This is a genomic window from Roseateles amylovorans (assembly GCF_025398155.2).
GTDB lineage: Bacteria > Pseudomonadota > Gammaproteobacteria > Burkholderiales > Burkholderiaceae_C > Roseateles > Roseateles amylovorans.
On sequence record NZ_CP104562.2, the window covers coordinates 5,112,495 to 5,134,552 of the forward strand.

General features: G+C 67.0%; 24 protein-coding genes. 3 read left to right on the forward strand and 21 right to left on the reverse strand.

Annotation, left to right across the window (positions count from 1 at the left end):
* Positions 1-49: 49 nt before the first annotated feature.
* The 17 genes from N4261_RS21140 to N4261_RS21225 all read right to left on the reverse strand — a co-directional run bounded on the left by N4261_RS21140 (position 50) and on the right by N4261_RS21225 (position 13,812).
* Complete coding sequence (locus tag N4261_RS21140) at positions 50-1,228, reverse strand: ATP-binding protein (protein ID WP_261757228.1); 1,179 nt, start codon at positions 1,226-1,228, stop codon at positions 50-52.
* Between the two features lie 505 nt (positions 1,229-1,733).
* A complete protein-coding gene (locus tag N4261_RS21145) occupies positions 1,734-1,988 on the reverse strand; it encodes a YfhL family 4Fe-4S dicluster ferredoxin (protein WP_261757229.1) in 255 nt (84 codons plus the stop codon).
* 5 nt (positions 1,989-1,993) lie between these two features.
* Positions 1,994-2,503: a pantetheine-phosphate adenylyltransferase gene (gene coaD / locus N4261_RS21150; RefSeq protein WP_261757230.1), complete on the reverse strand. Its 510-nt coding sequence runs from the start codon at positions 2,501-2,503 to the stop codon at positions 1,994-1,996.
* 111 nt (positions 2,504-2,614) lie between these two features.
* The gene (rsmD, locus tag N4261_RS21155) at positions 2,615-3,316 is read right to left on the reverse strand and encodes a 16S rRNA (guanine(966)-N(2))-methyltransferase RsmD (RefSeq protein WP_261757231.1); all 702 of its coding nucleotides are present in this window, start codon (positions 3,314-3,316) and stop codon (positions 2,615-2,617) included.
* Complete coding sequence (hisF, locus tag N4261_RS21160) at positions 3,313-4,074, reverse strand: imidazole glycerol phosphate synthase subunit HisF (RefSeq protein WP_261757232.1); 762 nt, start codon at positions 4,072-4,074, stop codon at positions 3,313-3,315. Before hisF ends, rsmD begins: the two co-directional genes overlap by 4 nt.
* A gap of 4 nt (positions 4,075-4,078) precedes the next feature.
* Positions 4,079-4,822: a 1-(5-phosphoribosyl)-5-[(5-phosphoribosylamino)methylideneamino]imidazole-4-carboxamide isomerase gene (gene hisA / locus N4261_RS21165; RefSeq protein ID WP_261757233.1), complete on the reverse strand. Its 744-nt coding sequence runs from the start codon at positions 4,820-4,822 to the stop codon at positions 4,079-4,081.
* A gap of 113 nt (positions 4,823-4,935) precedes the next feature.
* A complete protein-coding gene (hisH, locus tag N4261_RS21170) occupies positions 4,936-5,619 on the reverse strand; it encodes an imidazole glycerol phosphate synthase subunit HisH (protein ID WP_261757234.1) in 684 nt (227 codons plus the stop codon).
* Entirely contained in the window at positions 5,619-6,215 is a 597-nt protein-coding gene (gene hisB, locus N4261_RS21175; RefSeq protein WP_261757235.1) for an imidazoleglycerol-phosphate dehydratase HisB, read from the reverse strand. Before hisB ends, hisH begins: the two co-directional genes overlap by 1 nt.
* A 105-nt stretch (positions 6,216-6,320) precedes the next feature.
* Positions 6,321-7,406, reverse strand: a complete 1,086-nt coding sequence (gene hisC / locus N4261_RS21180) for a histidinol-phosphate transaminase (protein WP_261757236.1) — start codon at positions 7,404-7,406, stop codon at positions 6,321-6,323.
* A complete protein-coding gene (locus N4261_RS21185; RefSeq protein ID WP_261757237.1) occupies positions 7,403-7,876 on the reverse strand; it encodes a PIN domain-containing protein in 474 nt (157 codons plus the stop codon). The genes hisC and N4261_RS21185 overlap by 4 nt, the downstream gene beginning before the upstream one ends.
* Positions 7,873-8,091, reverse strand: coding sequence for a CopG family transcriptional regulator (locus tag N4261_RS21190; RefSeq protein WP_261757238.1), 219 nt, complete (start codon positions 8,089-8,091; stop codon positions 7,873-7,875). The genes N4261_RS21185 and N4261_RS21190 overlap by 4 nt, the downstream gene beginning before the upstream one ends.
* 85 nt (positions 8,092-8,176) lie before the next feature.
* Positions 8,177-9,733, reverse strand: a complete 1,557-nt coding sequence (locus N4261_RS26100) for a methyl-accepting chemotaxis protein (protein ID WP_290428836.1) — start codon at positions 9,731-9,733, stop codon at positions 8,177-8,179.
* 253 nt (positions 9,734-9,986) lie between these two features.
* On the reverse strand, positions 9,987-11,297 hold the full coding sequence (gene hisD, locus N4261_RS21205) for a histidinol dehydrogenase (protein ID WP_261757239.1): 1,311 nt from the start codon (positions 11,295-11,297) through the stop codon (positions 9,987-9,989).
* A gap of 13 nt (positions 11,298-11,310) precedes the next feature.
* Complete coding sequence (hisG, locus tag N4261_RS21210) at positions 11,311-11,964, reverse strand: ATP phosphoribosyltransferase (RefSeq protein ID WP_261757240.1); 654 nt, start codon at positions 11,962-11,964, stop codon at positions 11,311-11,313.
* Between the two features lie 92 nt (positions 11,965-12,056).
* Positions 12,057-12,323 (reverse strand): BolA family protein, encoded by a 267-nt coding sequence (locus N4261_RS21215; protein WP_261757241.1) that lies wholly within the window; start codon positions 12,321-12,323, stop codon positions 12,057-12,059.
* A gap of 241 nt (positions 12,324-12,564) precedes the next feature.
* The gene (locus tag N4261_RS21220) at positions 12,565-12,903 is read right to left on the reverse strand and encodes a hypothetical protein (protein WP_261757242.1); all 339 of its coding nucleotides are present in this window, start codon (positions 12,901-12,903) and stop codon (positions 12,565-12,567) included.
* Between the two features lie 159 nt (positions 12,904-13,062).
* Positions 13,063-13,812 (reverse strand): TetR/AcrR family transcriptional regulator, encoded by a 750-nt coding sequence (locus N4261_RS21225; protein ID WP_261757243.1) that lies wholly within the window; start codon positions 13,810-13,812, stop codon positions 13,063-13,065.
* Between the two features lie 171 nt (positions 13,813-13,983).
* Between N4261_RS21225 and N4261_RS21230 the strand changes: the two genes are divergently transcribed.
* Both N4261_RS21230 and N4261_RS21235 read left to right on the forward strand, forming a co-directional pair.
* Positions 13,984-14,940 carry an ABC transporter ATP-binding protein gene (locus N4261_RS21230; RefSeq protein WP_261757244.1) on the forward strand — a complete coding sequence of 319 codons (957 nt, stop codon included), beginning with the start codon at positions 13,984-13,986 and terminating at the stop codon, positions 14,938-14,940.
* The gene (locus N4261_RS21235; protein WP_261757245.1) at positions 14,937-15,719 is read left to right on the forward strand and encodes an ABC transporter permease; all 783 of its coding nucleotides are present in this window, start codon (positions 14,937-14,939) and stop codon (positions 15,717-15,719) included. The genes N4261_RS21230 and N4261_RS21235 overlap by 4 nt, the downstream gene beginning before the upstream one ends.
* A gap of 597 nt (positions 15,720-16,316) precedes the next feature.
* On the opposite strand, the gene N4261_RS21240 is transcribed toward N4261_RS21235, so the two are convergent.
* A complete protein-coding gene (locus N4261_RS21240) occupies positions 16,317-17,846 on the reverse strand; it encodes a wax ester/triacylglycerol synthase family O-acyltransferase (protein WP_354005379.1) in 1,530 nt (509 codons plus the stop codon).
* A gap of 116 nt (positions 17,847-17,962) precedes the next feature.
* Between N4261_RS21240 and N4261_RS21245 the strand changes: the two genes are divergently transcribed.
* Entirely contained in the window at positions 17,963-18,214 is a 252-nt protein-coding gene (locus tag N4261_RS21245; RefSeq protein ID WP_261757246.1) for an acyl-CoA-binding protein, read from the forward strand.
* Positions 18,215-18,262: 48 nt separating this feature from the next.
* On the opposite strand, the gene N4261_RS21250 is transcribed toward N4261_RS21245, so the two are convergent.
* The 3 genes from N4261_RS21250 to N4261_RS21260 form a co-directional block, all read right to left on the reverse strand.
* On the reverse strand, positions 18,263-18,607 hold the full coding sequence (locus N4261_RS21250; protein WP_261757247.1) for a polyhydroxyalkanoic acid system family protein: 345 nt from the start codon (positions 18,605-18,607) through the stop codon (positions 18,263-18,265).
* 169 nt (positions 18,608-18,776) lie between these two features.
* Complete coding sequence (locus N4261_RS21255) at positions 18,777-19,916, reverse strand: aminopeptidase (RefSeq protein WP_261760800.1); 1,140 nt, start codon at positions 19,914-19,916, stop codon at positions 18,777-18,779.
* Between the two features lie 40 nt (positions 19,917-19,956).
* Positions 19,957-22,050, reverse strand: coding sequence for a molybdopterin-containing oxidoreductase family protein (locus N4261_RS21260; protein WP_261757248.1), 2,094 nt, complete (start codon positions 22,048-22,050; stop codon positions 19,957-19,959).
* Positions 22,051-22,058 lie beyond the last annotated feature (8 nt).

Genomic DNA, 22,058 nt, shown 5'->3' on the forward strand with positions numbered 1-22,058 from the left:
GGCTCACGACTCAGGGCAAGCTGCAAGCGGGACCGTGTCTCCCTAAGCCTTAGTCCAGACGCTGTGCGTCGTTCCCACTGAGCTTCTGGTGCATCGTCTGTCGGCTGAGAAAGGCCTCGGCCACGAACGGATCGCTGACGCCATAGATCCCGTGACCATCACGGGCCAGCAGGTTGGCATCCAACAGGGCGTTCGTCGCGGGCTGGATTTCCTCCTGCGCGACGCGCCGGCCCAGCGCCTTGCCGTATTCGTCGAGCGACGATTCCGAAAACAGACCGCGGACCCCGTGGCCGCCTTCACTGACCACGCGCGCAAAGACCGACTGGGCGACCGGCCCCAATTGATCCAGGCGAGCCAGGTCCTGAACGGCGGCGGACTGCCGCACGGCCTCGGTGATGGCGCGCAGATCGGCATCCGGGTCCTGGCCGACCGCCATGGCCTGAAGCGCCAGCAGCGCCTTCATCAGCTCTTCAGGCCGGCGGCCCAGGCGCTGGAAGCTGTCGGACGCGGCTTTCAGCGTCGGTGTGCGCTCGCCCAGCGCCGATTCCTCCAGCAGCCAGGCCACGAAGTCATCGCCCAGGACCGGGAAGTCCTGAGACAGCGCCCCGTTGAAGGCCTGATTGCCCTTGATGGTCAGCTCACGCACCCGCGCGCGGTGCGATCCGGTGCCCAGAAACAGGAAATGCCCCGGGGTGTCCGGCCGGGTGTTGATGGCGTCGCGCGCGGCCTTGAGGGCCAGCAGCATGCTGTTGCCGTCCTCGGAGCCCATGGCGTGCTGGACCTCATCGACGATGACCACCACGTCGGTCTTGCCCTGATCGACGAGATCCACAAACGCATCCGCCAGGGTGGCGCCTTCGGGCTTGCCGAGCTCGTCGAGCCCGAAGGCGAATTTGAAGCCGACGGCACCCAGGTCCAGGCCCTTGACCCGCTTCAGCAGACCGATGGCCCGGGAGTTGACGCTTTGGAGCTCGGCGAGTTTTTTTCGCACCTCAGCCAGCAACAGGTCAGTGGGCTTGGCATTGGTGTTGGACCACAGATCGACATAGATCACGATCGCGCCGAGGTTCTCGAGCGCGGGCACCAGGTCGCCCCGCAGGAACGTGGTCTTGCCGATGCGCCGAAGCCCACCCAGAAAAAGGCCGGATCGAACGCTGATCTGCAGGCCTTTGGGCCGGATCAACTGCTCAGCCATGCCGAGCGCGAGTTCGGGGCGGTGGTAGGTCATCTTCAGGCCTTTTTATTTGCCAGGACTAATTATGCGCTAGGAATAATTTCCAACAAAGACCGTGCGGGGGCTAATTCAGGTCATGCAGCAGCTCGTCTGCAGGGAAGAGCATGGTCGATTCACCAATTGGGAGGGAGCGACGTGCATCAACCCGGACCCGACGGCTGTCGAGGCGCGGCCCTCTCTCGGGGCACCACGGCCTCGCGGACATGGCCAGGCGTGCAACGTCAAGAAGAGGCCAATGGCAGGTCAATCGGGTGAGGAAGCCGGACGACTTGGGCGTCCTGTGAGCCCCGCACCCACGGGCTCGAGCCCTGTCGTCCAAAGGATTCGGCGAGGAAGCGATCTGGTACAGAGACAGGCGGCCGGCCCGGGCAGCGGGGCGCAGGCGGGCGGCCGGCTCGGGCGGCGGGGCTCAGGCGAGCGGGCGGCCGGCTCGGGCGGCGGGGCTCAGGCGGGCGGGCTACCGGCTGGGGCGGGCGACGGGCTCAAGCGGGTGCCCTGGTCAGGCGGTGGCCTGGGTCAGCCGCAGATATTTCTGCATCAGCGTCTCACGGCTTTCGACGTGCGACGGATTCGTGGGAATGCAGGCCACCGGGCAGAGCATCACGCACTGCGGTTCGTCGAAGTGGCCCACGCATTCGGTGCACTTGCCAGGATCGATCTGGTAGTACTCCTCACCCATGGAGATCGCCTGGTTGGGGCACTCGGGCTCGCAGACATCGCAATTGATGCATTCATCGGTGATCATCAATGCCATCGCGCTTACTCCCCTTGCCGCCCTTTGGCGACACGTTCCTTCAACCGCTCATGCACCAGCGGCGAGACGAACTTGCTGACATCGCCGCCCAGGCTGGCGATCTCCCGCACGAAGGTGGAGGAGATGAACTGGTAATGGTCCGACGGGGGGAGAAACAGCGTCTCCACGTCGGGCATCAGTTGGCGGTTCATGCCGGCCATCTGGAATTCATATTCGAAGTCCGACACCGCCCGCAGGCCCCGCACCACCACCTTGCCGCCCTTGTCCATCACGAAATCCCGCAGCAGGCCACTGAAGGCGACCACTTCGACATTCGGATACGGCGCGACCAGTTGCCGCGCCATGTCCAGGCGTTCTTCAATGCCGAACATGGTGCGCTTGTGGTGTCCGGCGGCGATCGCCAGCACCAGGCGCTCGAACAGGCGGCTGGCGCGCCGCACCAGGTCCTCATGGCCCAGGGTCATCGGGTCGAAGGTGCCCGGATAGATGGCGGTGAGCAGGGTTTGAGAGGTCAAGCGGCGCTCCGGTGGGCGTCAGCGGTGTCGGCAGTCCCATCCCGAGGCAGCCCGGACCCGCAAGGGCGGGCCGCCGGTCCGGGATGAGGAGGTGGGCGAATCTGTGCCGGATTATCCGCTGCGCCGCAGCAACCGGTAATGCACCGCGCCCGCCCGCCCTTCCCGCCAGAGGGACAGGCCCAGGTCCGGCGGCAGTTCGATCGGTGCCGGCGAGGCGGGCGACTCCAGGTAGATCACCCCCTGTTCACCGATCAGCGGCGCGGCTGCGCGCAGCGACGCCGCGAACAGGTCGAGCGCAAACGGCGGATCCAGGAAGATCAGGTCGAACGATCCGGGCGCCGCCCGCTTCATCCAGCCCAGCGCATCGGCATTCTCGATCCGCATCGAGACGGTGCCGTCCTTGTCGAGCCGCTTGAGGTTGGCCCGAAGCGCCGCCGCCAGCGCACCGTCGCGCTCCAGCAAGGTGATCTGGGCCGCGCCACGGGACGCCGCCTCGAAGCCCAGCGCGCCGCTGCCTGCGAAGGCGTCCAGCACCCGCCAGCCGCTCAGGTCCTGGCCGAGCCAGTTGAACAGGGTCTCGCGGACCCGGTCCGGCGTGGGCCGCAGGCCGGGGCTGTAGGGCACCGGGAGCTTCGAGCGCTTCCACTGCCCGCCGACGATGCGCACCTCGCCGGGGCCGGCTTCTCGCGGCCGCGGCTTGACCGCGCCCTCGCCGACGGTGACCCGCGGCCCCGGGCGACCGCCGCGACGCGGACGGTCACCGCCACCATCGCGATCGCCGGGCTTGGCGCGGTTGGGGGGCGTGCCGCTCATTGGCGCACCGGGATGCCTTGGCTGGCCATCAAGGCCTTGGCCTCACCCACGGTGTGCTCGCCGTAATGGAAGATGCTGGCGGCCAGTACCGCATCGGCGCCGCCCTGGGTGATGCCGTTGGCCAGATCCTGCAGCGAGCCCACGCCGCCGGAGGCAATGACCGGCACGCTGACCGCGTCCGACACCGCGCGGGTCAGCGCCAGGTCGAAACCGCTCCTGGTGCCGTCCCGGTCCATGCTGGTGAGCAGGATCTCGCCCGCGCCCAGTTCGGCCATGCGGCTGGCCCAGGCCACGGCATCCAGCCCGGTGTTCTTGCGGCCGCCATGGGTGTAGACATCCCAGCCGGTGCCGTCGGCGCGGCGTTTGGCATCGATCGCCACCACGATGCACTGGGCACCGTATCGGTCGGACGCCGCGCGGATCAGCTCCGGATCGGCCACTGCGGCGGAATTGAAGCTGACCTTGTCCGCGCCCGCATTCAGCAGACGACGCACATCGGCGACCGAGCGGACGCCGCCGCCCACCGTCAGCGGAATGAACACCTGCGAGGCGACCTGCTCGATGATCGGCAGGATCAGGTCGCGGCCGTCGCTGGTGGCGGTGATGTCGAGGAAGGTGAGTTCGTCGGCGCCCTGCTCGTTGTAGCGGGCAGCGATCTCGATCGGATCGCCCGCATCGCGCAGCTCGACGAAGTTCACGCCTTTGACGACGCGACCGCCGGTGACGTCCAGGCAGGGAATGATGCGTTTGGCCAGCAAGTGCTCAGCTTCCGTTCAGTTCGTCGGCGCGTTGCTGCGCCAGGGCGAAGTCGAGGTCGCCGGTGTAGATGGCACGTCCGCAGATCACGCCCTCCACGCCTTCGCTTTCAACCGCGCAGAGCGCGTCGATGTCGGCCATGTTGGACAGGCCGCCCGAGGCGATCACCGGGATGCTCAGCGCCTGCGCCAGCTTCACCGTGGCCTCGATGTTGATGCCGGTGAGCATGCCGTCGCGACCGATGTCGGTGTAGATGACGCCTTCGATGCCGTAATCCTCGAACTTGCGTGCGAGGTCGACGACTTCATGGCCGGTCAGCTTGCTCCAGCCGTCGGTCGCGACCTTGCCGTCCTTCGCATCCAGGCCCACGATGATGTGGCCGCCAAAGGCCGACGCGGCGTCCTTCAGGAAGCCGGGGTTCTTCACCGCCGCAGTGCCGATGATGACGTAGGACAGGCCGTCGTCGAGATAACGCTCGATGGTGTCGAGGTCGCGGATGCCGCCGCCCAGTTGCACCGGGATGTCGTCGCCGACCTCCCGCAGGATCGCCTTGATGGCGGCCTCGTTGACCGGCTTGCCGGCGAAGGCGCCGTTCAGGTCCACCAGATGCAGGCGTCTGGCGCCCGCATCCACCCATCGACGGGCCATCTCGGCCGGATCTTCGCCGAAGGTGGTGGAGTCATTCATGTCGCCTTGCTTGAGGCGGACGCATTTGCCGTCTTTCAGGTCAATCGCGGGAATCAGCAGCATGGCCGAAGAAGCAGATTAAGAGAGGTGAGTGAATGGGGCGCGGGAGGAAGCGCGCCGCCGGGTGACGCCGTACGTCCCACAGGTTTCGACAAGTGCCAGGGCTTGCCTGGCGATCAAGGCGTCCAATGCAGGAAGTTTCGATAGAGCGCGAGCCCGAATGCCGCGCTCTTCTCGGGGTGGAACTGGGTCGCAAAAATGTTATCCCGCGCCACGGCGCAGGTAAAGCGCGCACCGTAGTCGCTCTCGCCCACGCTGTCGCGCGGGTCCGACGGCTGGGTATAAAAGCTGTGGACGAAATAGAACCAGCTCTGGTCGGGCACGTCACCCCAGACCGGATGCGCTCGCATCTGGTGCACGCGGTTCCATCCCATCTGGGGGACCTTGTAGCGGCTGCCGTCAGGCTGGCGCTGTCCCTCGAGCTGGAACCGCTTCACCTGGCCGGGGATCAGCCCCAGGCCGGGCGTGTCCTGCTCCTCGCTGTGGTCCAGCAGCATCTGCATACCGACGCACACGCCCATCAAGGGCTTGCGGGCGGCGGCATCCAGCACGGCTTCCTTGAGGCCGGAATCGGCCAGCTCACGCATGCAGTCGCGCATTGCGCCCTGACCGGGCAGCACGATGCGTTCCGCTGCATAGACCTCTTCAGGCCTGGAGGTGATCACCACCCGAACGCCCTGATCCTGCGCGGCATGCAGCACCGCCTGCGACACCGAGCGCAGGTTGCCCATGCCGTAGTCCACCACCGCCACGGTGCGGGGACCAGCCTTGGCGACGACATCGGTCCCGGTCGCGGCCATCACAGCGTCCCCTTGGTCGACGGAATGACGCCGGCCGAGCGCGGGTCCAGCGTCATCGCCATCCGCAGCGCGCGGCCGAAGGCCTTGAAGATGGTCTCGCACTGGTGATGCGCGTTGTGGCCCTTCAGGTTGTCCACGTGCAGCGACACCAGCGCGTGGTTCACGAACCCTTGGAAGAACTCGAACGCCAGCTGGGTGTCGAAGGCCCCGATCGAACCGGCGGTGAAGCGCACATCCATCGCCAGGCCCGGGCGGCCGGAGAAGTCCACCACCACGCGGGAGAGCGCCTCATCAAGCGGCACATAGCTGTGGCCGTAGCGGGTGAGGCCCTTCTTGTCGCCGATCGCCTGCGCCACCGCCATGCCCAGGGTGATGCCCACGTCCTCGACAGTGTGGTGGCCGTCGATGTGGAGATCGCCCTTGGCCTCGATGTCCAGGTCGATCAGGCCGTGGCGGGCGATCTGGTCGAGCATGTGGTCGAAGAAGCCGATGCCGGTGTTCAGCGTGGCCTGGCCGGTGCCGTCCAGGTTGACGCGCACGCGGATCTGGGTTTCCTTGGTGTCGCGGCGGATTTCGGCGATGCGTTCGGAGCTCATGGGAATTCCTGGAATCGAGGGAAGCGAGCGAAGCGTGAGATCAGTGTCGGGATCGGGATCGGATCGGGTCGGATCGGGATCAGCGTCGGGAACGGGCAGTGCGATTCAGGCCGACCCCAGCGCGCCCTGGAGCGCGGCCAGCATGGCGGCGTTTTCCTCTGGCGTGCCGACGGTCAATCGCAGGCATCCTGCCAGCAACGCGTGCATGCCGGAGACATTCTTCACCAAGACCCCGCGGGACTTCAGGTCCGCATGCAGCGCATTCGCCTCCGGCACGCGGATCAGGATCATGTTGCCTTCGCTGGGGAACACCTGGACGCCAGGCAGGCCGGCCAGCGCCGATTGCAGCTGGGCGCGCTCGTGGCGCAGTTCGGCGGCCTGGCGCTCATAGACATCGGCATGTTCCAGGGCGAACAGACCCGCCTCGGCATTCAGCACGCTGATGTTGTAGGGCGGGCGCAGCTTGTCGATCTGATGCACCAGCTCGGCATCGCCCATCAGATAGCCGATGCGCACGCCGGCCAGGCCGAACTTGCTCATCGTGCGCATCACCAGCACCTGCGGATAGCGGGCCAGCAGGTCCATCGCGTCGCGGGAGGCGAAGGGCTGATAGGCCTCATCCATCACCACCAGGCCCGGAGCGGCCTGGACGATGCGTTCGATCGTTGCCGGGTCCCACAGGTTGGCCGTCGGGTTGTTGGGATAGGCCAGGTAGATCAGCGCCGGCTGGTCACGCGCGATGGCGGCGAGCATGGCGGATTCGTCCAGCTCGAAATCGGCGGTCAAGGGCACGCCGACGAACCGAAGTCCCTGGTAGCGGGCCGAGAGCTCATACATGACGAAGCCCGGCACCGGTGCGAGCACGGTGGCGCCGGGCTTGCAGATGGCCATCGCCAGCAGCGAGATCAGCTCGTCCGAGCCGTTGCCCAGCATCAGGCCCTTGTCCGCAGGCATCCGCGCATGAGCAGCAAGGGCACGCGCCAGATCCTGCACACGTTCAGCGGGATAGCGGTTGATGGCCACCTGCCCGAGGCGCTCACCCAGCGCCTGCTGCAGTTCCTGCGGCAGACGGTAAGGGTTCTCCATCGCGTCCAGCTTCAGCAGGCCGGCAGCGCTGTGCACCTGATAGGCGTGCATGGCACGGACGTCGTCACGCAGACAGTTCAGGGCGTTGTCGAGGGGGGTACTCATGTCGGGGCGTCCGCTGGCACAGCCAGCAGCGGATGGAGGATGGTGACGCTGTCATACAGCTGCTGATGCGGCAGCGCCAGGCTCAGCAAGGTCTCACAGCCTTGGGCCTTGGCGGCGGCCACGATCAGCGCATCTGAATAGGGCAGGTTGAACCGGCTTTCCAGCGACCAGGCGGATTCGACGGTGGCATGGTCGATCGCCCAGGGCTGCCAGCGCTGGTAGCGCCGGACCTCCGCGCGCGCGTCGCCATTGGGCATGGGCGGCGTGACCCGGGTGGTGAGGGTGCGGTAGAGATCATTGAGCACCTGGGTGGAGACCCGGCCCAGCCGTTGCTGCCACAGGGCTTTCAACCAGCGCATGGCCTGCTCGCGGTGGGCGGCATCGGCGCCGTCCTCGCTCAGGATGAGGACCGAGGTGTCCACAAAGACCGGCGCCTGCAGCGCGATCACCGGCAAGGCAGCGGCGCTCACAGCGACTCCCGGCCGGGGTAGGGTCGACCGTCCGACGCCCAGGTGCGCTCGCGATGCAACCAGTCCTGCAGGGCCCGCTGGTAGGCATCGTCATGATGCATTTTCTCGGCCAGCAGTTCGCCCACCAGCCGCGACACGCTGGTATTGCGCCGCGCCGCTTCCAGCCTCGCCCACTCGGCGACGCTGTCTTCCATGGTGACGGTGACATTCTTCATGACGCCGCGAGATTAACACGAAGTTCGTGGAACACTAACTTCGTGTGATCTCAATCCGACGCCCTGCCGCCCTCCTCCGGCCAGATCAGGACTGCAACCGGAACTGCGCCACCACCTGTTGCAGCGCGCCCGCCTGCTCGCGCAGAGATTCGGAGGCGGCACTGGACTCCTCGACCAAGGCGGCGTTTTGCTGGGTCACCTCGTCCAGGCGCTGAACGGCCTGGCCGACTTCGGTGATGCTGGTGCTCTGCGCCTGGGTCGCGCCGGAGATTTCCTGAATGATGTCGGTGACCCGCTGCACCGCATCCACGATCTCGCGCATGGTGTTGCCGGCATCGCCGACCAGCCGCGCCCCCACCTCCACCCGTTCCACCGAGGAGCCGATCAGGGCCTTGATCTCGCGGGCGGCCTCGGCGCTGCGCTGGGCCAGGGAGCGCACCTCGCTGGCAACGACCGCGAAACCGCGGCCCTGTTCGCCCGCCCGTGCGGCTTCCACCGCCGCGTTCAGGGCGAGGATGTTGGTCTGGAAGGCAATGCCGTCGATGGTGCCGATGATGTCGGCGATCCTGCGGGAGGCCGAATTGATCTCGTCCATGGTGTTCACCACGTTGGACACCACCACGCCGCCCCGGTCTGCGACCTCGCTGGCACTGAGCGCGAGCTGGCTGGCCTGCTGGGTGGCGTCGGCGTTCTGGCGGACGGTGTCGGTCAGCGCCTGCATGGTGGCCGAGGTCTCTTCCAGATTCGCCGCCATCTGCTCGGTGCGTGCCGACAGGTCGCTGCTGCCAGCCGCAACCTCATTGCTCGACATCGCAATGCTCTCCGCGCTGCTGCGCACCGCCGACAGCGAGCGATTGAGCGCATCCTTCATTTCCGACAGCGCCTTGGCCAGTTGGCCCAGCTCGTCGCCGCGCGAGGTGTCGACCTCCACCGTCAGGTTGCCTTCCGCCACACGCCGGGCCACCGCCACCATCTGGGTGAGCGGGCGCACCGTGCTGGTGGTCAGGAACCAGGCCAGCGCCCCGCCCGCCGCCAGCGCGACGGCGATCAGCGCGGCCATGGTGGTCACCACGGTGCTGTAGGTCTTCTCGGATTCGACAAAACTCTGCTGCGCACCCTCGGTATTGATCTTGACCAAGGTGTCGATGGACGCCATCAGCTTGAGGAACTGGACCCCCGATTCGGTGGTGACGGTCGTCAGATAGTTGCCGCGCTCGCCCGCCTTGCGGAAAGCAATGAGCCGATCCTGAATCGCGAGAAAGGCGCTCAGTTGAGCCTGCGCATCGGTCCAGGCGGTGCGCTCTTGCGGCAGGGACACCAACCCGTCGTATTGCTTGATCGATTCAGGCAGCAGCGTCCCACGGATGCGCTTGATGCGGTCCTGCTCTTTCTCGACCTCGAGGATGACCTCTTGCAGGCACATCGACATCTCGGCGCGGCGCAGGTCGTTCAATTGACCGCGCAGCACGTTGATGGCGTTGATCGACGGCACCCAGTTGGTGGCCATCACGGTGACATTGCCCTGGATGACATTGAGCCGGCTGATCGCCACCAGCCCCACGATCACCGTCGCCAGCAGCACCGCTGCGAATCCCAGCGAAATCCGCACGCCCACACGCAGATCCGAGACCTTCATGCTCATCGCCCCATGTTGTTGACCCAGCCGGACGATGCTAGTGCAGTTCACCTGGGGGCGAGGGTCGCCCAAACAATGAAAAAGCGGTGCTTTATCGCACTTCGCGTGCACATCTGAAACGACAACGCTGCCACAAGGATGGCCTGCAAACGAGACCGCGTCCCGTCAGCCGCGATGCAGCATTCCGCCATTGACCCAGCGTCCGATAGCGACCCGAACAGGGTGCGCCAGCGGCGGCCCGCCCCGGGGCGGCTGGCGGTCAACGCTTGAGTCGGAACTCCGCCGCCTGCGCGTGGGCCTGCAGGCCTTCGCCATAGGCGAGCGTGGCGGCGATGGGGCCCAGCACCTGTGCGCCGGCCTCGCTGACTTCGATCAGGCTGGATCGTTTCTGGAAGTCGTAAACGCCCAGTGGCGACGAGAACCGCGCGGTGCCGGAAGTCGGCAGCACATGGTTGGGACCGGCGCAATAGTCGCCCAGCGACTCGCTGGTGAACGCACCGAGGAAGATCGCCCCGGCATGGCGCAGCAGCGGCTCCCAGCGGTGCGGCTCGTTGCTGGAGACTTCCAGGTGCTCCGGCGCGATGCGGTTGCTGATCTCGCAGGCCTCGTCCATCGAGCGGGTGTGGATCAGCGCGCCGCGCCCTTCCAGCGAGGCGCGGATCACGTCGCGCCGGGGCATGTCGGGCAGCAGCCGCTCGATCGACGACCGCACCTGGGCGATGTAGTCCGCGTCCGGGCAGAGCAGGATGCTCTGCGCCAGTTCGTCGTGCTCGGCCTGGCTGAAGAGGTCCATCGCCACCCAGTCCGGCGGAGTGGTGCCGTCGGCCAGCACCAGGATCTCGCTGGGGCCGGCGATCATGTCGATGCCGACCTGGCCGAACACATGCTTTTTCGCGCTGGCGACATAGGCATTGCCGGGGCCGGTGATCTTGTCGACACGGGGCACGGTGGCTGTGCCGTAGGCCAATGCGGCCACTGCCTGTGCGCCGCCGACGGTGAAGGCGCGATGCACGCCCGCCACATAGGCGGCGGCCAGCACCAGCGGATTCTTCTCACCGCGCGGCGTGGGCACGACCATGACGATCTCCGGCACGCCGGCGACCTGCGCGGGGATGGCATTCATCAGCACGCTGGACGGGTAGGCCGCCTTGCCGCCCGGCACATAGATGCCGACGCGGTCCAGCGGCGTGACCTTCTGGCCCAGCAGCGTGCCGTCTTCGTCGTGATAGCTCCAGCTCTCGCCGCAGGCCTTCTTCTGGCGCTCGTGGTAGCGGCGAACACGCTCGGCGGCCTGCGTCAGGGCGTGCGACTGCGCCTCGGGCAAGCCGTCGAAGGCGGCCTTCAGCTCTTCACGGGTGAGTTCCAGCTCAGCCATCGAGCCGGCCTGCAGGCCGTCGAAGCGGGCGGTGTAGGCGAGCACGGCGGCGTCGCCCCGTTGGCGAACATCGGCCAGGATCTCGGCAACGCGGGTTTCGATGGCCGCATCCGTCTCGGCGGACCAGTGCAGCACACGCTTGAATTCGGCCTCGAAGTCCGCGTCGGCGGTACGGAGGGTACGCAGGTTGAGCATCGGGCGCTCCTGATCAGGCGGCAACGGGGGACGACGGAATCGCCGAGGCGATCGCATCGATCAAGGGCTTGAGCGTCTCGCGCTTGAGCTTGAGCGCGGCCTGGTTGACCACCAGCCGCGACGAGATCTCCATGATCCGCTCCACCTCCACCAGCCGGTTGGCCTTGAGGGTGCTGCCGGTGGAGACCAGGTCGACGATGGCATCGGCCAGGCCGGTCAGCGGCGCCAGCTCCATCGAGCCGTAGAGCTTGATCAGGTCGACGTGAACGCCCTTGTCCGCGAAATGCTGGCGGGCGATGCCGGTGTACTTGGTGGCGACCCGGATGCGGGAGCCCTGGCGCACGGCATGTTCGTAGTCGAAGTCATTGCGCACGGCCACGCTCATGCGGCAGGCCGCGATGCGCAGGTCCAGCGGCTGATACAGGCCGGCGCCGCCGTGCTCGATCAGCACGTCCCGGCCGGCCACGCCAATGTCGGCGCCGCCGTATTCCACATAGGTGGGCACGTCGGTGGCGCGCACCAGCACGACGCGCACGGCGTCCTGGTTGGTCGGCAGGATGAGTTTGCGGGAGCTGTCCGGATCTTCCAGCACGCGGATGCCAGCAGCGGCCAGCAGCGGCAGGGTCTCTTCGAAGATGCGGCCCTTGGAGAGTGCCAGGGTGATCATGCGGTGTCCTCGTGAACGTATCGGTTCAGCGGGACGGCAGCGGGATCACCGGACGGCGCCACACCGCCACCCGCTGCAAAGCTGGGTGGCTGTCAGGAATGGTGATGCAGGTCGGTGCCCTGCTGCGCCCATTCGGTGGGCGTCAGGGTCTTCATGGACAGCGCGTGGATCTGCTCGCGCATCCGGTCGCCCAGCGCCTGGTACACGCGCTGATGACGCTTGACCCGGCTCAGGCCATCGAACTCGGCCGACACGATGGTGGCGAAGAAATGACGGCCATCGCCCTCGACCTGCAGCTCGGTGCAGGCCAAGCCTTGGGCGATGTAGCTTTGAACTTCGGTGGGGGTCGGGTCGGCCATGATGGCGGCGATTGTATCGTCGAGGGTGAGCCGTAGGCGCCCGGGGGATTTGGCAGCGCGGGCCGGATCACTACGGATCGTCGCGGGCGGGCCCGCTTGCGCGCCGTTGGCCCTGGCAGCGGAGGCCGTCGCCGCGGGCGGTCGCGAGCCTCGTCGCCGCAAAGACAAACGCCGCCTGTCGGCGGCGTTTGGCAGCGTTCAGCGGCGTTCTTCGACACCCTTCGGCGATCGGGCGGCGGGCTTACTTGCTGGCGGCCTTGCCCGTCACCTTGGCGCGGCCGGCGGCGGTGGGATAGGCATTCATGACGCGCACCGGGTCGGCGCTGGCCAGGAATTCGCCGTACTGGGCCTGAGCGCAGGCCACGGGCTGGCCGTCCTTGGCTTCGCCGCGGTACTGTCCTTTGCTGTAGACGAAGCGGTACTCGTTGGACTGGGCCGGCGCGTCGAAGCTGACGGCATGCTGGGCGGCGCATTCGGCGCGCAGCGATTGGGCTTCGCTGTTTTCCGCCGCGGCGTGCGCCAGCGGAGCGATCAGGGCCAGGACGGCAGCAGCGGCGGTGGTGCTCAGGACGTGCTTCATTCGGACAGCTCCCTCAGAGGAACGGGTGACAAGATATCCCTAGCTTATAGGGTTGCTTTTTGCATCGCCATCCGCGTTTGCGGGGGCCGCTTCCGCACAAATTCAGGGTTTGTGCCGATCGGCCAGGTCGCGCGTGCTGCTAACGACGCCGTGCGACGTTCAACGCGGTGGACTGCCCGACTCCGAACCGCCTGCGGCCAGTGTGGCCGTGGTGGCCGTGGTGGCTGATGTGGGCTGACCGCTCGACGATGCAGACGGTGCCTGGTATTGCTCGACCAGCTTGAACAGATGCTCGCGCGATGCCGGCTCCAGATAGGGCAGCAACAGGCCGAGCACATGAAAGGCGCCGCGCATCAGTGCCTCGCCGGCGCGGTCGGGCTCCAGCGCATTGCGGGGGTCGCGGACATATTCATAGCTCAGCCAGTAGCTGAGCAGCACCACCATCGCATTGGCCGTGGGCACGGCCTCGCGGACCTGCATGGTGAGCGCGCCGCCGGCCTGCAAGCCGCCCAGGATGGCCGCCATGGCCTGGTTCTTCTGGGCCAGCACGTTCTGGAAATGGGTCTCCAGCTTGCGGTTCTTGGAGAGCAGGTCGTTGAGGTCGCGGTACAGGAACCGGTGCTGCCAGATCAGCTCGAAGAGCATGTGGAAGAACAGCCAGGCGTCCTCCACATTGCGCACGTTGTCGGAGGCGCCCAGCAGCTCGGAGAGCGCGCGCTCGTAGCGGCCGAACAGCGCGTTGATCAGCTCGTCCTTGGCCGGGTAGTGGTAGTAGAGGTTGCCGGGCGAGATGCCGAGTTCGGCCGAAATCAGCGTGGTGGAGACGTTCGGTTCGCCAAAGCGGTTGAACAGATCCAGGGTGACTTCGAGGATTCGTTCGGCGGTGCGTCGCGGCTTCTTGGTGGCCATGGGCTTGTGTGCGGATATGCAGCGATTCTGTCATCAAGATCGGGCATTTCCAGCGTGATGCCTCGATGAACCGTGACAAGCGTACCGGCCATTGCCCAGGTCCGTGACGAGCGCGCGACGGCAAAGCCCCGGGCCCACACGGTTCAAGGCGGCTGCCTACAATCGCCGCCCATGCTTGCAAGCCCCCCTACCTCGCCGGCCGCCTCCAGCGCGCCGGCTGGCGGTCCGCCCGCCCTTCGCTTCCATCAAGTCAGCAAGACCTACCGCGCCGGCCAGGTGAAGGCGCTGGATCAGGTCAGCTTCGACATCCAACCCGGTGAATTCTTCGGCCTGCTCGGACCCAACGGTGCGGGCAAGACCAGCCTGATCAGCATCCTGGGCGGCCTGTCGCGGGCCAGCGGCGGTGCGGTGTCGGTGCTCGGTCACGATGTGGTGAACGACTATGCCGAGGCCCGCAAGAAGCTGGGCATCGTGCCGCAGGAGCTGGTGTTCGATCCCTTCTTCAGCGTGCGCGAGACCTTGCGCATCCAGAGCGGCTACTTCGGCGTACGGAACAACGACGACTGGATTGATGAGCTGCTGCTCAACCTCGGACTGGCGGACAAGGCCCACTTCAACATGCGCCAGCTGTCGGGCGGGATGAAGCGGCGGGTGCTGGTGGCGCAGGCGCTGGTGCACCGGCCGCCGGTGATCGTGCTGGACGAGCCGACGGCCGGCGTGGACGTGGAGCTGCGCCAGACCTTGTGGCAATTCATTGCGCGGCTCAACCGCGAGGGCCATACCGTGCTGCTCACCACCCACTATCTGGAGGAGGCCGAGGCCCTGTGCCACCGCATTGCGATGCTCAAGCAGGGCCGCATCGTGGCGCTGGACCGCACCTCCGAACTGCTGGCCGGACGGGCGTCCACCATGCTGCAGTTCAAGACCGATGCGGCGCTGCCGATGTCGTTGCTGTCGCAATCGCGGGTCACCGGGCGGATTGTCCAGATCAAGGCGCATGACGCGGCGGAGGTCGAGACGATCCTCGCCACGCTGCGCGAGGCGGCCTGTCCGGTCGAGGACCTGGAGATCGGCCGCGCCGACCTGGAGGACGTGTTCCTCGAAATCATGCAAGGAGCTCATGCATGAGCGCTGCCCACTTCCCCATTCGCCTTGCCGGCGCGCGCACCCTGTTCTACAAGGAAGTGCTGCGCTTCTGGAAGGTCGCCTTCCAGACCGTCGGCGCACCGGTGCTGACGGCGGTGCTCTACCTGCTGATCTTCGGCCACGTGTTGGAGGACCATGTGAAGGTCTACGGCACCGTTGGCTACACCAGCTTCCTGATTCCGGGGCTGGTGATGATGAGCGTGCTGCAGAACGCCTTCGCCAACAGTTCCTCCTCCCTCATCCAAAGCAAGATCACCGGCAACCTGGTGTTCCTGCTGCTCTCTCCGCTGTCGCACTGGGCCTGGTTCCTGGCGTATGCGGGCGCCTCGGTGGTGCGGGGGCTGATGGTGGGACTTGGCGTGTTCCTGGTCACCTGCTGGTTTGCGCCGCCGGGACTCGCACAGCCGCTGTGGGTGCTGGTCTTTGCCGTGCTGGGCGCGGGAATGCTCGGTTCGCTGGGCCTGATCGCTGGCCTGTGGGCTGAGAAGTTCGACCAGATGGCGGCCTTCCAGAACTTCATCATCATGCCGATGACCTTCCTGTCGGGCGTCTTCTATTCGGTGCATTCACTGCCGCCGTTCTGGCAGGGCGTCAGCCACCTGAACCCGTTCTTCTACATGATCGACGGCTTCCGGCACGGCTTCTTCGGCGTCAGCGATGTCTCGCCCTGGACCAGCCTGGCCGTGGTCGGCACCGCCTTCGTCCTCATCGCCGGACTGGCCCTTGAGCTGCTGCGCCGCGGCTACAAGATCCGCGGCTGAGCGGATCCCCAACGCCAGCGCATTCACAACGCCAACCGCAGGTCCGTACGCAACGGGCCGGCAGCGGGCACGGTGCATCGAGTGCCTGAATCGGCCAGGGCTCCGAAGAGGAATGCGAAGCGCCTGACGAGGAGGGGCCCTGGCCGATTCGGGCACGGCGCTCGGTGACCAGCGTATGGGCGGTCGCACCACACCGCAACCTGCCCCCATTCAAGCCACCACCGACGCCGGACACCGGGTCGCCATGGGACGTCGGTGACTCGAGTGCCTGAATCGGCCAGGGCTCCGAAGAGGAATGCGAAGCGCCTGACGATGAGGGGCCCTGGCCGATTCGGGCACGGCGCTCGGTGACCGACGTATGGGCGGTCGCACCACACCGCAACCTGCCCACATTCAAGCCACCACCGACGCCGGACACCGGGTCGCCATGAGACGTCGGCGACTCGAGTGCCTGAATCGGCCAGGGCTCCGAAGAGGAATGCGAAGCGCCTGACGATGAGGGGCCCTGGCCGATTCAGGCACGGCGCTCGGTGACGCGCAGGTGGGCGGCCTGCCCCCACCGCAGACCGTCCAACAGCGCCACAAACGGGCCGGCATTCACCCCGGCACCTCCCACGGCAGCATCAACGCCAGCGTGAGGAGCTTCTGAAACTCCGGCTCGAACGCCTGGATGATGAGCGACGGATCGGGGCACAGGCCGGCGTCGGTCATCAGGCCGAATTGGACTTGTCCCGCATAGGTCAGCAGGCTCACGCCCATGCCGATGTCACCGGACTGCGGCACCCAGAACATCACCCGCTCCACGGTGGAGCCGCAGAACCGCAGCGGTGTGGCCGGCCCCGGCACGTTGGTCATGACCGCGGTGGCTTTGCGGCTGTAGTCGTTGAGCATGGACTGGTGTTCGGGCCGCAGCATGCCGGCGGCGGCCATCAGACCGAAGGCCAGGACCGGTTGGAGGCTGCCTTTGACCTCCCGCATGCGCGCATGCACCGCATACAGCCGCCGCACTGGATTGGCGATGCCGATGGGCAGCACCACCGGCACCACGCCGAAGCGGTTTCCGAGCTGCCCAGCCTGGGAGAGCGGCCGCAGGTTGACCGGCACCATGGCCCGGATTTCCTGACCGTGGGTGTCGTCTCCCTTGGCCCGCAGATAGGCGCCGATGGCGCCGGCCACGCAGCTCAGCAGCACATCGTTGAGGGAGACACCCAGGGACTTGCTGACGGCCTTGACCGAGTCCAGCGGCAAGCCCTGACCCCAGGCCACCCGCTTGAAGCTTCCGGGTCGGCCTTTGAGTCGTGTAGGGGAATCGTCTTCGACGAAGGCCAGCGCCGCCAGATCGTTGGCCACCTGGGTGCCCAGCAGTTCACCCGCATCCACGCCGGTGCCGAGACCTTCCGGACCGGCAGCATGGGTCGCGCCCGACTCGCGGATCGCCTTGATCGTCCAATCGCTGATCGGCTTGAGCATGGCGTCGGCCAAGCCTTCGGGATCGCCGTCCACGCCCAGGGACCCGAAGCCGCCCGGAGCGCCGGTGGCGGCGGGCGGCGGCGGTCCGTCGTCGGTGATGGACAGCATCACCGCGATCAGGGCCATGCCATCGGCGATGCAGTGGTGCAGGCGCGCAATCAGCGCGCTGCCGCCGTCATGCTGCTCCACCAGATGAAACTGCCAGAGCGGGCGCGCCCGATCGAGTGGATCGGCCGCCAACTCGGCCACGCGCGCCTGCAGGGCCGCGTCGCCGGTCTGGCCGCGGCGGCGCTTGAGGGTCTCGGGCACCACATGGCGGTCGAGGTCGAAGGCCGGGTCTTCCACCCACAGCGCGCCCTGCCCGTCCTCCTCGACCCGCTGACGAAAACGTCCGTAGCGGAGCAGGCGTTCAGACACCCGCGCACGCAGCGTCTGCAGCTGAATCCCGGGCCGCAGCAACCAGACGCCGACGATCGTCATCCGGCTGGACGCCGTATCGAGGCGCAGCCAGGCGGTGTCGACCGTCGCCATGCGCTCGGTGCCGGGCGGCAGCGACGGGGGCCTGGCGTGGGCACGGGCCGGTGGATCGGTCTGCGGCGGTGGCGCCGCCGACGGGCGCCGACGAGGGCGCGGGGCGGACTCACGAATCTTTTTCATGCACTCTAGAGAGTCGTCACCACACAAGGGGTCCGGTGCCGCTGGGTAATATCGCGGCCACTCGTTCCGATTGTGACCATGCAACGGACCACCTGCTCAACACTCTGGGAGACATCATGAGCCTGAAGGACCAATTCGAAGCCGCCGTCGCCGAATCCAAGCAACTGCCGGACCGCCCTGACAACATGACCCTGCTGAAGCTGTATGCGCTCTACAAGCAGGCCAGCAGCGGCGATGTGGACGGCGACCGCCCCGGCTTCACCGACATGGTCGGTCGGGCCAAGTGGGACGCCTGGAACGGATTCAAGGGACTGAGCAGCGACGAGGCCATGCAGCAGTACATCGACCTGGTCGAATCGCTGAAGTAGGCCTGCGGTCGGCATCCTCCAAGCCGCCGGGGGCCGGTGGCCGCCGGCTCAGCTGCGTCGGCGCTTGGCGGCCTTGGACGGCTCGGCCGCCGAGGCGGCGGCCTCCTTGGCCAGCAGCGCATCGAGGCCGCGTTCGATCTCGCTTTCGATGTTGGCCTTGAACGCGCCGAGCAGCATGCCCAGCGTGGCTTCCATCTCGAAGCTCTCACCGGTCACTTCCAGGCTGCCCTTCACCCCGCTGCGGACGAATTCGACGGTGTCGCTGTCCTCGCCCTCATGGATGGTGCAGGCCATACCGTAGCGCTGCTCGACCTCTTCGGCCCAGGAGAATGCGATTTCGCGTGCCCGCGCCAGGCCCAGGCCGTGCGCTCGGAAGACATGGATGTCGGCCATCGTTGCCGCTCCTCGGTGTAGTCGTGATGTGCCGCGGATTGTGCGTGCTCGCGGCGGTGTGTTGAAGCATCCGGCGGCATGAATCGCGCCCGGCCCACATCGGCCAGGTCGGACGCCGATCGGCCGGGTTCAGCGCCCGCGGGTTGACGACCCTCAACAGCCGATCGGCTCAGTTCGGGGTTGGCGCGTCAACCCGGTCGGATCTGACCTCGCTTGTCGCCACGACGCCTTGCGCCAGCTCGGCGCGCCGGGCCTCGCGCGGCAGGGCTGCCAGTCGCCGCACTTCGGCGTAGAAACGAGGCCAGTCCTGGCCTTGCCGCTCGAACAGCCGGATGAAGTCGGGCACCAGGTCGGTGTAGCTGCCCTGGATGGCCAGCGCCGCCGTGTTCAGGCCCGCGATCCAGCGGTCATAGCGGGTGTCGCCGCCCCATTGGTCGCGCTTGAGCACCTCATAGTCGCGACGCAGCCGGACGAAGACTTCGGCTTTCGCCGCGCGCTTCTCGTCGTCGCTGGCGGTGCTCTGGAAGACGCTCTGCAACTGCTCCCGCCCCGTCCTGAGCAAGACCTGGACCTGGTCCTGACGCACACGGGCCTGCTCGTCCTCCTTCAGGGCGTCCGGACGCGTCGCCAGCCAGCGTGCGACGCCGAGCTGCTCGACCGCAGTGGCGAAGCTCTCATTGAAGGTGGTGTCGTCGGATGCGTAGGCGACCTGATGCGCCAGCTCATGAAAGAGCATGCGCGCCAACTGGCCTTCCGGGTATTGAATGAAGGTGTTGAGCAGCGGATCACCGCCCAGCCAGTTGCTCCACCCCAGCGATGAATAGGCAGGCACCCCATACACATAGGGCTCCAGCCCCTGGCTGCGCAGCTCGGCGGCCATCGCCTGGGCGGCTTCGGGCTTGAAATAGCCGCGGTAGCCAGCGCATCCCATGATCGGATAGCACCAGGTGCGCAGTTGCAGGCTCAATTCCGGCGTGGCGACCACATTCCAGACGGCTGCGCCGCGCTTCAGGTCGGCATAGCGACGGTAGCTGTCGTTGTCCGGCAGGCCCAGTTGCGCCGAGGCGAACTCCCGCAACGAGACTGTCAGCGCCAGTTGCCGACGCAAGCTGGGATCGAGGTCCGGTTGCGCCAGCCACTCGTCCACCGGCTTGGCCGCGCGCACCAGCGACAGGTGCCCGGAGAGGGACTGGCCGTAGTAGCCCAGTTGGGCGCAGCCGCCCAGGAGCGAGAGTGCGACACCCAGCAGCGTGGCGCGCCAAGCCACCTGCCAGGCAGCCCGGCGGCGGTCCGGCCCGCTGTGGTGCATGCTCACGGCCTTGAATCCGCGCATCAGGATGCGGCGGCGCTCAGGCCGCCGCGACCTCCACCAGGCAATCGTAAAAGCAGGGTGCACGCCCCAGGTCGGTGAGCCGCTGATGGGTGACCTCGTTGACGTTGCGGCCGTCCAGGCCCAGCTTGCGCCACCAGATGCCCAGCCCGTGCACCACGCCCGCACGCGCCCGCTCGCTCACCATCAGCCGGCATTGATAGCTGCCGCGGTCATTGAAGACGCGAACGGTTTGGCCGTCGGTGAGGGCCCGTGCGGCGGCATCCTCGGCGTTCATTTCCAGCAATTGCTCGCCTTCGATGTCCCGCAGGCTCTTCACATTCACGAAGCTGCTGTTGAGGAAGTTGCGCGCGGGCGGCGAGATCATCGCCAGCGGATAGCGGGCGGCCAGCGCCGGATCGCTGCGTCGGCTCTCGTAATTGGGCAGGTAGTCAGCGCCGCGGGCGTCGGCCTTGCCACCCGGCGCCGGGAAGCCGCCCTCGGCGAAGGGCGCCTGCGCCAGCGGCAGGGTGAACCAGCCTTGCTCGGTGAGCTGGTCGAAATCCACCTCGGCCTTGAAGGCTTGGCGGACCAGGGCGGTGTCGTCCTCGAGGAACGCCGGCTCGTCGAAGCCCATGGCGGCGGCCAGCTCGCGAAAGATCTGGGTGTTGGGCTTGGACTCGCCCAGCGGCGCGATGGCTGGCTGATTCAGCAGCACATCGGTATGGCCGTAGCTGGTGTGGATGTCCAGGTGCTCGAGCTGGGTGGTCGCCGGCAGCACATAGTCCGCCAGGTCGGCGGTGTCGGTCATGAAGTGCTCGAGCACCACCGTCAGCAGGTCCTCGCGCTGGAATCCGGCCACGACCTTGGGCGATTCAGGCGCCACCGCGACCGGATTGCTGTTGTAGACGATCACGGCCTCGATCCGGGGACCGAAGTCCGGGCCGGCCTGGCGCAACAGGTCGTCGCCGATGGTGCTCATGTTGACGAGCCGGCTCGGGCGTCCGGCACGCAGCTCCGGACGTTCCAGGGACGGGTTCTTGAACGGCACGAACCAGCCGGAGCTCGACAGCAGCATGCCGCCTGCCGGATGCCGCCAGGCGCCGGTCAGGCAGGGCAGCAAGGCAATCAGGCGCACCGCATTGCCGCCGCCGCGGACCCGTTGCATGCCGTAGTTCAGCCGGATGGCGGCGGGAGCGGTGGTGGCGTAGTCGCGCGCCAGGGTGCGCACCTCGTCGGCGGTGAGGCCGCATTCCTCGGCGGTGCGCTCCGGCGGCCACGCCAGGGCGCGCTCGCGGAGTTCCGCCCAGCCGTCGACATGGCGATCGATGTAGTCCTGGTCCAGCCAGTCGTGCGCGATCAGCTCATGCATCAGACCCAGCGCCAGGGCGCCATCGGTGCCCGGCAGCAAGGCCAGGTGTTGATGGCATTTGTCGGCGGTTTCGGTCTTGCGCGGATCGATGCAGATCAGCTTGGCCCCGTGGCGCTTGGCCTGGTTGGCGAAGGTCCAGAAATGCAGGTTGGAGGCGATGGAGTTGCTGCCCCAGATCAGGATCAGCCGGGCCTGCGCATAGTGCGGCAGATGCATGCCGACCTTGCCGCCATAGGTGGCCGTCAGCGCCGCCCCGCCGGCCGAGGCGCAGATGGTGCGGTCCAGGCAGGAGGCCCCGAGCCGGTTGAAGAAGCGGCCGGCCATCGCCTCGCCTTGCACCATGCCCATCGTGCCGGCATAGCTGTAGGGCAGGATGGCCTGCGGATCCCGGTCGGCGATGGCCTTGAGCCGTCCGCCGATCTCGGTCAGCGCCTGGGCCCAGGAAATGCGCTCGAAACGCGGCGCCTCGTGCTTGGCGCTGACCCGCTTGAGGGGGTGAAGCACCCGCTCGGCGTGGTAGGTGCGCTCCGGATAGCGGGAGACCTTGGTGCACAGCGCGCCGTGGGTGCTCGGATGTTCCGCTTGACCCTGCACCTTGATGACGCGACCATCCTGCACACTGATGCGCAATGCGCACGTGTCCGGACAGTCGTGCGGACACGCGCCCTTGACGACTCGAATTTCGGAGGAGGACGCGATGGCGACTGACGAGTCAGGTTGTGGCGTGTGGCTCACGGCGGGGTCGGTGGGGGCAGCGGACATGCGCGAAC

Excerpts from the sequence above, each read along its gene's own strand:
- N4261_RS21140 (WP_261757228.1), bottom strand. The coding sequence starts at position 1,228 with ATGACCTACCACCGCCCCGAACTCGCGCTCGGCATGGCTGAGCAGTTG.
- N4261_RS21145 (WP_261757229.1), bottom strand. The coding sequence starts at position 1,988 with ATGGCATTGATGATCACCGATGAATGCATCAATTGCGATGTCTGCGAG.
- rsmD (WP_261757231.1), bottom strand. The coding sequence starts at position 3,316 with ATGAGCGGCACGCCCCCCAACCGCGCCAAGCCCGGCGATCGCGATGGT.
- hisA (WP_261757233.1), bottom strand. The coding sequence starts at position 4,822 with ATGCTGCTGATTCCCGCGATTGACCTGAAAGACGGCAAATGCGTCCGC.
- hisH (WP_261757234.1), bottom strand. The coding sequence starts at position 5,619 with ATGGCCGCGACCGGGACCGATGTCGTCGCCAAGGCTGGTCCCCGCACC.
- hisB (WP_261757235.1), bottom strand. The coding sequence starts at position 6,215 with ATGAGCTCCGAACGCATCGCCGAAATCCGCCGCGACACCAAGGAAACC.
- hisC (WP_261757236.1), bottom strand. The coding sequence starts at position 7,406 with ATGAGTACCCCCCTCGACAACGCCCTGAACTGTCTGCGTGACGACGTC.
- N4261_RS21190 (WP_261757238.1), bottom strand. The coding sequence starts at position 8,091 with ATGAAGAATGTCACCGTCACCATGGAAGACAGCGTCGCCGAGTGGGCG.
- N4261_RS26100 (WP_290428836.1), bottom strand. The coding sequence starts at position 9,733 with ATGAGCATGAAGGTCTCGGATCTGCGTGTGGGCGTGCGGATTTCGCTG.
- hisD (WP_261757239.1), bottom strand. The coding sequence starts at position 11,297 with ATGCTCAACCTGCGTACCCTCCGTACCGCCGACGCGGACTTCGAGGCC.
- hisG (WP_261757240.1), bottom strand. The coding sequence starts at position 11,964 with ATGATCACCCTGGCACTCTCCAAGGGCCGCATCTTCGAAGAGACCCTG.
- N4261_RS21215 (WP_261757241.1), bottom strand. The coding sequence starts at position 12,323 with ATGGCCGACCCGACCCCCACCGAAGTTCAAAGCTACATCGCCCAAGGC.
- N4261_RS21220 (WP_261757242.1), bottom strand. The coding sequence starts at position 12,903 with ATGAAGCACGTCCTGAGCACCACCGCCGCTGCTGCCGTCCTGGCCCTG.
- N4261_RS21225 (WP_261757243.1), bottom strand. The coding sequence starts at position 13,812 with ATGGCCACCAAGAAGCCGCGACGCACCGCCGAACGAATCCTCGAAGTC.
- N4261_RS21230 (WP_261757244.1), top strand. The coding sequence starts at position 13,984 with ATGCTTGCAAGCCCCCCTACCTCGCCGGCCGCCTCCAGCGCGCCGGCT.
- N4261_RS21235 (WP_261757245.1), top strand. The coding sequence starts at position 14,937 with ATGAGCGCTGCCCACTTCCCCATTCGCCTTGCCGGCGCGCGCACCCTG.
- N4261_RS21240 (WP_354005379.1), bottom strand. The coding sequence starts at position 17,846 with ATGAAAAAGATTCGTGAGTCCGCCCCGCGCCCTCGTCGGCGCCCGTCG.
- N4261_RS21245 (WP_261757246.1), top strand. The coding sequence starts at position 17,963 with ATGAGCCTGAAGGACCAATTCGAAGCCGCCGTCGCCGAATCCAAGCAA.
- N4261_RS21250 (WP_261757247.1), bottom strand. The coding sequence starts at position 18,607 with ATGGCCGACATCCATGTCTTCCGAGCGCACGGCCTGGGCCTGGCGCGG.
- N4261_RS21255 (WP_261760800.1), bottom strand. The coding sequence starts at position 19,916 with ATGCACCACAGCGGGCCGGACCGCCGCCGGGCTGCCTGGCAGGTGGCT.
- N4261_RS21260 (WP_261757248.1), bottom strand. The coding sequence starts at position 22,050 with ATGTCCGCTGCCCCCACCGACCCCGCCGTGAGCCACACGCCACAACCT.